Raw genomic sequence first — 8,107 nt, 5'->3', positions numbered from 1 at the left:
GGGCTTCTACAACCGCGTGCGCATGCACACGGCCATCGGATACCTTGCCCCTGTCGAAAGGGAACGCAGCCTCCTGGCTGCGTGACTTGGTGTACGTGGAAACGAGGCAGGGTCAGTCCGTGCGGATCGACCTGCAGGCGAGGTTGGACGGTGCGCGCATCGCGCTGCAGGTGGACATTGGTTTTGTTGCAGCGCTCGAAGCGTGGCTGCCCAAGGCGGCTGCGTCTCCCCGACTGTTCAATGCTCTGACCCAAAGCAGACTTGGACGAGGAGGGCGAGGGTGTCGACCCCCGCGACAGTCGATGGCTCGGCAGCGGCCGGGCGCGACTGCTTGCGCGCGAGGCACCCGCAGGTGCACCACCTGCGCAAACGCACTGAAGATCACTGCGCCGGAGGATGCTGCAGGCGTTGCCAGCCGATCACCGGCCAGTCGCTTCGTGCCTGGTCGGTGTCGCCGCCATAGACGATGCTGCCGCCTTCCAACGCATCGGGAAAGGCAGCCGCGAAACTGCGAAGGCCCCGGAAGTAATCGGGGTTGACTGTCGCGCCAGCTTTGATCTCCACGGCGCGCAGCTTGCGTCCGGAGGGAATCAGCAGATCGACCTCGTTGCCTGTCGCGTCCCGGAAGAAGTACATCTGCGCCGACTCGCCCTGGTTGAATCTGGTCTTGAGCGCTTCCATGATCACCAGGTTCTCGAACAAGCTGCCGAAAAGGGGGTCGCGCGCCACCTGATCGGCGCTGCGAAGGCCAAGCAACCAGCAGGCCAGGCCCACGTCGCAAAAGTACAGCTTGGGGCTCTTTACGAGCCTTTTCGACGTGTTGGTAAACCAGGGCGGCAGCACGTGAACGATGTAGCTGGTCTGGAGCAAGTCAAGCCATGCTCGGGCTGTGGCGTGCGAAACGCCGGCATCGTTGCCCAAGCTTGTGAGGTTCACGAGCTGGCCGACGCGGCCGGCGCACAGTCGTACAAAGCGTTCGAAGCGCTGCAGGTCATGAACGGCGGCTAACTGGCGCAGGTCACGCTCAACGTAGGTCGTGAAGTAATCGCCAAGCGCCTGCGAGGGGTCGAGGCCGCGGTCGTGAATGCGTGGGTAGAAGCCCGTGAGCAGTGTTTGCGCCAGCGGCAGCACCGGATGAAGCCGCGCCACCTCGGCGAGGGAGAAGGGCAGCAGGCGTAACACCGCAGTGCGGCCGGCCAGTGACTGGCTCACCTGAGACATTAGTTCAAACTGCTGGCTGCCCGTGAGGATGAAGCGCCCTGGCGTCGGGTCGGCATCGACGATCGCCTGGAGGTATGAGGGTATCTGCGGTGAGCGCTGGATCTCATCGACTATGGCGCCGCCTTCGATGCCCTTCAGGAAGCCGCGCGGATCTTCTTCGGCGAAACGCCGCGTGTCTGGATCTTCCAGCGTGACATAGGGTTTGTCTGGAAAGAGGCTGCGACACAGCGTGGTCTTGCCGCTCTGACGCGGTCCGGTCAGCGTCAAGACCGGATATTGGCGCGCCAGTTCGGCGGCAAGTGGCGCGATGTCGCGAGAAATCATGAGAGCCATTCTACGCCGTTCGTGCAAATTGAAGATTCACTCTTGCATTTGCATTTGCAGAGGCCGATGACTTGGCCTTAGTTCAGAGCTTCGAGGGCCAAGTAGCTACTCGGGTCAGGAAGAACGCATGACCTGACTGGCAGAGACCGGCGCGAACGGGCGCCAACGTCCGCAGCTTGCCGGTATCGGGCTAAGAACGATTGAAAGATTATCGTAATAGCACTATCCATTCGACGCTGGTAGCCGTACGAAGATCAAATGCGCCTTTTCGCTTCAGTGCCGCTACGGAGAGACATTTGTCGACGGCGAAACTCCATCGACGTGCATTCGGCCTGCGATTGAAGAACTTGACGAAGTTGGACAGGTCGTTAAGGGCGATACTTTCAGCAATGTCCGAGACGGACAGTTCCGTGTGCGCCAACAGGCGCTTGGCCTCCAGGACGATCCGCGCGGAGAGATGAACGCCTTCGGATTCATGTCCACCGACTTCATCGTGGCGCGGGCAAGGCTTTTCTCGGAGCACCATGCGCTCGGTGTATCGAGAAGCATGGTGCCAAGCAGCGAAGTGCTTTTCAACGCGTAGCTGGCCGGCGTGGTGTTCGTGTTTCTGTGGTTCTTCAATCGGCGGCATCGCGCATTTCGCGGCCACCGAGACCGAGATGCGGATCGTGCCGCCCTGGATTCCCTGGCCGCGTGCGGCGGTGCTGGTGAGCGGAGTCTTCGAGTTGCTTGGCGCTGCAGGTCTGCTCTTGCGTTCGAGTCGTCGGGCTGCGGGCATCGGCCTGTTTCTTTTGACGGTAGCCGTCACGCCGTGTCACATCTACATGCTGCAGCGGCCGGACCTGTTCGCATCGATCCCGCTGTGGGCGCTTTGGTTGAGACTGCCGATCCAGGTGGCGCTGCTGGCCTTGATCGCGTGGTGCACGGCGCGCGAGCATCGGGACGGCCATTCGCTAAACTACTACCGGGCGATCTGGTGAGCCGTCGAGGTCCGGTTGTAGAGCGGCAGATCGCCGATTTCGATGATCTGGCATTCGAACTCCTCGGGGGCGCGAACGATCAGTGCCTTGGCCAGCTTCCCGCTGAAAGAGCCTCGGCGAAGACTGGCCGACCAGCACGCCAACGCGATGTCGCTTCGAAGAAATCATGCGGGTTCTCCCCAGTGCCCTCAGTTTTGCCTCGGAACCTGATCGATGGTCGGCGCTCGAAGCAGCTGCTCCGACCCGCTGCGGACAATGACTTCCCTAGGTGCTCGCCGCAATGTCGCCCCTCACTCGGCTCGTCCCTGACCGGCAACCGCATCAGTAGTTCAGCTTCGGATACCAGTCGGCGCCGCGTCCTTCCGGCGTCAGGTCGAGTACAGACCAGAGCGATGCAATATCTGGCGCGTCGCGCGGGTCCTGACCTGGATCGGCCATTTCGAGTCTCATCCCGCTCGCCCAGAACAGGCGAACCTGCTCGCTGTCGCGCTTGAAGACAACCAGGGCTGGCGACTCGCTGCCGTCCGACGCCAGGATGCCGAGATCTTTGGCATAGTCATTGCCGACCGTCTGCACGAAGTTCAGGTTGCGCCAGCCCCGCTCCTGCGCGAAAGCAAGCTGCCGCTCCACCGTGGAGCGTCCCAGAATCTTGAGCGCCACGCGCTGCTTGATGTCGGCCGCGTTGCCGTTGACGGATCCGAGCCAGTTCGTGCACATCGGACAGGGCCGCTCGCGCTGGGGGCCGTACATCCAGAAGTAGGTGACGAGCGTCTCCTTGTCGCCGAAGAGATCCTTCAACCCGACCTCGGACCCCTGCTCATCCTTGAAACGATAGTCCTTGGTGATCACAGGCCCCGGCGGCAAGGCACGGCGCTGCTTTCCCAGCCTGGTCATGTGGCGGCGGAACTCGATCTCGTCGGCAAGCAAGGTTTTTCGGGCCACCTCGTATTCGGGCGACGCCCCCGGAAACGGGGTCTTGGCCTTTGCGGCCAGTTCGGTCGCGGGTGTCAGCTGTGCATTCATGTTGCGCTCCTGACCATTCAAGTGCCAGAACTACCAGAGGTGCTTGCCGTCGATGACGACGATCGAGGCGAGCGCCGCATTGAAGTCGTCGAAAAGCCGGGCATTGACACCGATCCGGCGGTTGCTGCCATCCCACGTTCCATCAGGCTCGAAGGCCGGGCTGTCGCTGAACGTGGCGCAGCCGCACTCGACGCAGAAGTGGTGAGCCACCTGTCTCGTTTGCCAACGGTAGACCGCGTCCTCGGCCGGGAGCGCCGTCAGATGAAATTGATCTGGAGTGCAGTACGCCAGCAGCGCGCCTCGCGTGGCGCAGAACGAACAGGTGCAGCGCGTCAGTTGGGCAGGGATCTCGGCATCAATGCGAAAGGCCGTCTTTCCGCAGTGGCAGCTACCCGTGACGCTCATGTCAGCGATCCCGCCAGCTCACGCAGCACTTGGCGAGGGTTCTCTTCGATCGGCGACCCGTGCGACACCAGGACGCGGACCAGCGCGTCGATCTCGGCCCATTGCAACAGTTGTGTGCGCAAGGCCTTCTTGTCCTCGATCACCGCCATCTTCACGACCGCGGGAATCTGCGCTTCCTTGCCGGCAAAGCCCGCTAGGTGCAGCAGCCAGCCGCCAAAGCCGGCCGCGTCGCGAATGTTGCCGACCACGTCGTTCAGCACGAGCGTCGTGCCCTTCTGCGTGCGAACGACAAGCGCCGCTTCCCGGCCACGCGTTCCCGGGACAGTCACGAATTGCAGGTTCGGGTCATCGAAGCGCGGCGGCACCGTGTCGACCGGTACCGCTTCGCTGACCTTCGCTCGCGCACCCTCGGGTGCAACGACCTGGATCTCGGGGTAACGATCTTTCCAGGTCTTCGCGTCAAGCCGATGCTTGTCACTGGGCACGATCAGGTACGCAGGGCGACCGTAGGCCTCGAGCGCGGACATCTCATCCTCGTCGAGTGCGATTGCGCTGAAGATCACCAAGCTTGCGTCGCTCAAGCGCACCACGGTCATGCGGCCGCGGCAGATCCATGAGCGGCATGTGTATCTCGCCCACCACCGTCAAGATGTTCTCATCGATCTGCACCAGCTTGCCGTGCGGCAGAACGGTCCACTTTTGAAAGGGCTGGGTCACGAGAGTCTCCTTGGGTGCGCCGCTCGATGGCGTCGCCATGGGCTCCAACCGAGCCTCGCTCATTGTCGAGCGTGGGGCAAGCCTCGCTGCCGAGTGGCGCAACCGATCGATCACGAAGCCTTCGCCCGGCACATCCTGTAGCCTGAGCCTGGGCCGCGTCCCGGCCCCGGGCGACGGACAAGGAGCTGTTTGCGGGTAGGACGAAGTTGCGCGGTCGAGCGCAGGCAGGGCGGCGCATCGCCTGTCTGGCACAGCGCCAATGCCGCTTCCTTGCGCAGAGTTGCTGATGCCGTGATCGAACGAGGTCTCGCAGGCCTGGCCAAGGCGTTGTTCTTCGGCGGCGTGACGCGGCGCTTTCCCGGCCTGTGCGTGGGGTCCGCTCGAAGGCGGCGCCGACCTGGGTTCGCATGTCTACACTCACCTCGTGGATCGCTGGGAAAACCGCAACAAGAACGTGGTGCGCAACTACGATCCCGCGGAAGCCGACATCGAGCTGCTCGCCTCGCTGTTCTGCGGCGTTCGAAGGCAACGAGGGCAACGAGGGCGCGCGCTACGAATGATTGAAAGATTGTCGGAATAGCCCGAGTGGGTTGCGTTGCCGTGTGCATTTCGGGGCCGACTGGCCTTGAATTTTCTAGCACCGGGCCGTAGTGCAAACCAATCTTGCAGAGGCAGGCGCGTGGAGGGCAATTTCAGGCGTCTTCCCCGCGGGGAACGCGGCCTGGCATTCGATCGATCCTTCCACTTCTTGGACAGGGCAATAACGAATTTTCGCTTCACCGGCTTTAGCTTAGCTAGCCGAGCGTGCATCGCTACTCGGTGAACTACCAGCGTTGTGGCGGCCTTCGAGAGGTATGGAAGACGCGAAGAATCTCGATCGATTCCTTTTGGACACGGTAAGGAAAGATGTAGCGAGTCTTGAGCACAACGAGTTCCCGCGTACCAGGAACTCGACCTGGTCGCCCCATGCCCGGCTGATGCGTCAGCATCGCAACGGCATCCAGCACGCGTTCGACAACGAGATGCGCAGCTTTAGGATCTTCGACAGCGATGTAGGCTGCTTCGTCATCAAGATTGCGCAGCGCTGTGCGCAGCCACCTAACGCGCATTCACCTTCCATTTTGTTGCGAGCGCGGCCACATCTTTGTCGCCAGCGAATTCGCCGGCTTCAGCTTCGGCCAGTGCAGCATGTATCTCACCGATCTGCCACTCGTTGTTCTCGACATACTCTTTGATGGCCTCGGCCGCAAGAAACGATTTGCTGCGCTGCGTGGACGCGGCTAGAACATCGAGGCGATCCTTTACTTCGTCTTCAAGACGAACAGTCATGGTCGTAGACATTGGTGAGTCAAGTGAGTGGATGTGTACATGTTAGCACAAACCGCTAACCACGTCAGCGATAGCCGAGCGGACAGCTCTTGGAGCAGCACCGGGTAGGTCGCCGATTCTGGCGCCGGTGTGACCGCGTCGCCAAAACCGATGTCCACCTGCAATGCGATACGCGCACCGTCAAGCTTCGCCTGCAGGTCGATCCGCACACCGCCATAACCTGCCTCCTTGCGGATCGCCGAGCCCTTGACCGAGGCGGGATCAAACGCGATGCCATCCTTCACCTCGATCTGGCAGATCTCGCGGAAAGCCAAAATGGCGGTGTCGATGTCGTCCGAACCGAACCCAAGCAGATCCACATCGCGCGTCGGCCGATGCGGCTGGTCGTACCACAGTGAAAACAGCAGTGCGCCCTTGAGCAGGTAGTTGGCGGCATGCGGCGAGACCGACAGCCGGTACAGCAGCCGCTCCAACCCATAGTGGGTGAGCGTCAGGTTGAAGTCCTGCTTCGCGGTATCGGCGCGCTGCTTCAGGCGGGCCCGGATGGAGGCAGCAAGGTTGCGGCTCAAGCTGTGACGCTTTCCAAATAGGGCCGCATGACATTGGCCACGCGATCCACCGTGGCGTAGTGCCAGAGCGCATCCATCGTCAGCTTGCGCTGCGACCAGCCATCGCGCAGCGCTTCCAGCGCCACGTCCAAGCCGATCTTGTTGCGGTACTTGAAACAGTCGGCCACCGTCTTGGCCGCGTTGAACACCGGAACCTGCACGCCATCGATCTCGACCGGTTCGATGCCTTCGGTGAAGGCCGTGCCCGACATGCGCACCACGCGCAGCACCGGCTGATCCAGGCGGGGGGTGGGCGAATGGTGGGGGATCGCCAGCCAGACCTCGAAGGGCGCCTGCGTGCCAATGCCATGGACGCGCAGCGCCGACAGCAGGCACACGACACCCCGTGGCACGCGCAGGGCTACCTCGGCCAGAGACCGGTGCTCGCTGAGTGCGCGTCCCCGCAGGCTGTAGACGCCGCGGGCGACGCGCTCGAGCTGGCCCGACGCGACCAGTCGACTGAGCACCACTGTCGGCAGGCCCTGCACGGTCAGGTCGCGCGCGCGCAGCAGCGGCCGACGCTCGGCGAGCGCCAGGACGGCTTGTTCGAGAGTTGAATCGGCCTCCAGTGTCATTGCCGGAGTTTGTTGCAACGTCTAGTCATTTGTCAATAAATAACTAAATAACGCAATTAACGATCGGCGCTGCATGTTCCTGGTTCGAGTTCAAAGCCATTTGTCTGGAGCGGGTTGGCGCCGACTGGGCGATAGTCAGCCGCGCCGACTTGCGCACTCCCGAATCTGCGTCGTGCGCTGCGCGGTCGAGCGCAGGCAGGGCGGCGCATCGCCTGTCTGGCACAGCGCCAATGCCGCTTCCTTGCGCAGAGTTGCTGATGCCGTGATCGAACGAGGTCTCGCAGGCCTGGCCAAGGCGTTGTTCTTCGGCGGCGTGACGCGGCGCTTTCCCGGCCTGTGCGTGGGGTCCGCTCGAAGGCGGCGCCGACCTGGGTTCGCATGTCTACAGGCGGAGAGCAATAAGGCCTCCACCGCCAGGGCAAGTCGTCTCTCATTTGAGATACAATCATGTTAACTTGCAAGGAACGACGATGTCTCATACCTCGATGCTGCACGTGCGCGTGGACGACAAACTCAAGGCTGAAGCTGCAGAAACGCTCGCCAACTTCGGGCTGACCGTTTCCGATGCAGTTCGCATCCTGCTTACCCGCGTCACCAAAGAAGGTGGGTTACCGGCCGGCTTGACCGCAGATGCGGATGCACATGACGCATGGTTCCGCGCGAAAGTGCAAGAGGCGCTAGACGATACGCGTCCGCCAGTGCTCCATCAACAAGTGATGGCCGATGCGCAAGCAATCATCGACAGGAAGCGCCGCGCCCGCTCTTGAGTGGCGAGAGCTGGCGCGAGCGGATCTTCTATCGATCGTCGGTATGCGATCAATAAACCACGTCCTTGAGCCGCGGGCTGTGACCTGACAGCCTACGTTCCCACATAGATGAACGTGGGAACGTAAATGACAGACGATTTGGAAGACCTCAAGCGCCG

Annotated in this window: 12 protein-coding genes and 1 pseudogene; 3 read left to right on the top strand and 10 right to left on the bottom strand. The window is 62.0% G+C overall.

What is annotated here, in order from left to right; genetic code table 11:
• Positions 1–381 precede the first annotated feature (381 nt).
• Both ACSFA8_RS27095 and ACSFA8_RS27090 read right to left on the bottom strand, forming a co-directional pair.
• Positions 382–1,545, bottom strand: a complete 1,164-nt coding sequence (locus ACSFA8_RS27095; RefSeq protein WP_435482550.1) for an ATP-binding protein — start codon at positions 1,543–1,545, stop codon at positions 382–384.
• 208 nt (positions 1,546–1,753) lie between these two features.
• Positions 1,754–2,176 carry a helix-turn-helix transcriptional regulator gene (locus tag ACSFA8_RS27090; RefSeq protein WP_435482549.1) on the bottom strand — a complete coding sequence of 141 codons (423 nt, stop codon included), beginning with the start codon at positions 2,174–2,176 and terminating at the stop codon, positions 1,754–1,756.
• Between the two features lie 28 nt (positions 2,177–2,204).
• Between ACSFA8_RS27090 and ACSFA8_RS27085 the strand changes: the two genes are divergently transcribed.
• Entirely contained in the window at positions 2,205–2,525 is a 321-nt protein-coding gene (locus ACSFA8_RS27085) for a DoxX family protein (protein ID WP_435482548.1), read from the top strand.
• A gap of 321 nt (positions 2,526–2,846) precedes the next feature.
• Here the strand turns inward: ACSFA8_RS27085 and ACSFA8_RS27080 are convergent, their stop codons facing one another.
• From ACSFA8_RS27080 to ACSFA8_RS27065, 4 genes are read right to left on the bottom strand one after another with little or no spacing between them, the layout of a single operon-like run.
• Positions 2,847–3,548 carry a DUF899 family protein gene (locus tag ACSFA8_RS27080; RefSeq protein WP_435482547.1) on the bottom strand — a complete coding sequence of 234 codons (702 nt, stop codon included), beginning with the start codon at positions 3,546–3,548 and terminating at the stop codon, positions 2,847–2,849.
• Between the two features lie 30 nt (positions 3,549–3,578).
• Positions 3,579–3,953 carry a GFA family protein gene (locus tag ACSFA8_RS27075; protein WP_435482546.1) on the bottom strand — a complete coding sequence of 125 codons (375 nt, stop codon included), beginning with the start codon at positions 3,951–3,953 and terminating at the stop codon, positions 3,579–3,581.
• Positions 3,950–4,519 (bottom strand): hypothetical protein, encoded by a 570-nt coding sequence (locus ACSFA8_RS27070; RefSeq protein ID WP_435482545.1) that lies wholly within the window; start codon positions 4,517–4,519, stop codon positions 3,950–3,952. Before ACSFA8_RS27070 ends, ACSFA8_RS27075 begins: the two co-directional genes overlap by 4 nt.
• Complete coding sequence (locus ACSFA8_RS27065) at positions 4,482–4,670, bottom strand: hypothetical protein (RefSeq protein ID WP_435482544.1); 189 nt, start codon at positions 4,668–4,670, stop codon at positions 4,482–4,484. The genes ACSFA8_RS27070 and ACSFA8_RS27065 overlap by 38 nt, the downstream gene beginning before the upstream one ends.
• Before the next feature lie 303 nt (positions 4,671–4,973).
• On the opposite strand from ACSFA8_RS27065, the pseudogene ACSFA8_RS27060 reads away from it, so the two are divergent.
• Positions 4,974–5,181, top strand: a pseudogene (locus ACSFA8_RS27060) (amidohydrolase family protein); the annotation flags it as partial.
• A 313-nt stretch (positions 5,182–5,494) separates the two neighbouring features.
• Here ACSFA8_RS27060 and ACSFA8_RS27055 read toward each other — a convergent pair.
• From ACSFA8_RS27055 to ACSFA8_RS27040, 4 genes are read right to left on the bottom strand one after another with little or no spacing between them, the layout of a single operon-like run.
• Positions 5,495–5,779, bottom strand: a complete 285-nt coding sequence (locus tag ACSFA8_RS27055; RefSeq protein WP_435482543.1) for a type II toxin-antitoxin system RelE/ParE family toxin — start codon at positions 5,777–5,779, stop codon at positions 5,495–5,497.
• Positions 5,769–5,999, bottom strand: coding sequence for a CopG family ribbon-helix-helix protein (locus ACSFA8_RS27050; RefSeq protein ID WP_435482542.1), 231 nt, complete (start codon positions 5,997–5,999; stop codon positions 5,769–5,771). The genes ACSFA8_RS27055 and ACSFA8_RS27050 overlap by 11 nt, the downstream gene beginning before the upstream one ends.
• The gene (locus ACSFA8_RS27045) at positions 5,996–6,568 is read right to left on the bottom strand and encodes a nucleotidyl transferase AbiEii/AbiGii toxin family protein (RefSeq protein WP_435482541.1); all 573 of its coding nucleotides are present in this window, start codon (positions 6,566–6,568) and stop codon (positions 5,996–5,998) included. The genes ACSFA8_RS27050 and ACSFA8_RS27045 overlap by 4 nt, the downstream gene beginning before the upstream one ends.
• Positions 6,565–7,182, bottom strand: coding sequence for a type IV toxin-antitoxin system AbiEi family antitoxin domain-containing protein (locus tag ACSFA8_RS27040; RefSeq protein WP_435482540.1), 618 nt, complete (start codon positions 7,180–7,182; stop codon positions 6,565–6,567). The genes ACSFA8_RS27045 and ACSFA8_RS27040 overlap by 4 nt, the downstream gene beginning before the upstream one ends.
• A gap of 470 nt (positions 7,183–7,652) precedes the next feature.
• On the opposite strand from ACSFA8_RS27040, the gene ACSFA8_RS27035 reads away from it, so the two are divergent.
• Positions 7,653–7,949: a type II toxin-antitoxin system RelB/DinJ family antitoxin gene (locus ACSFA8_RS27035; protein WP_435482539.1), complete on the top strand. Its 297-nt coding sequence runs from the start codon at positions 7,653–7,655 to the stop codon at positions 7,947–7,949.
• Positions 7,950–8,107: the final 158 nt, after the last annotated feature.

The organism is Variovorax nitratireducens, from assembly GCF_051216545.1.
Lineage (GTDB): Bacteria > Pseudomonadota > Gammaproteobacteria > Burkholderiales > Burkholderiaceae_C > Variovorax.
This window is presented reverse-complemented; position numbering and strand designations above follow the sequence as displayed.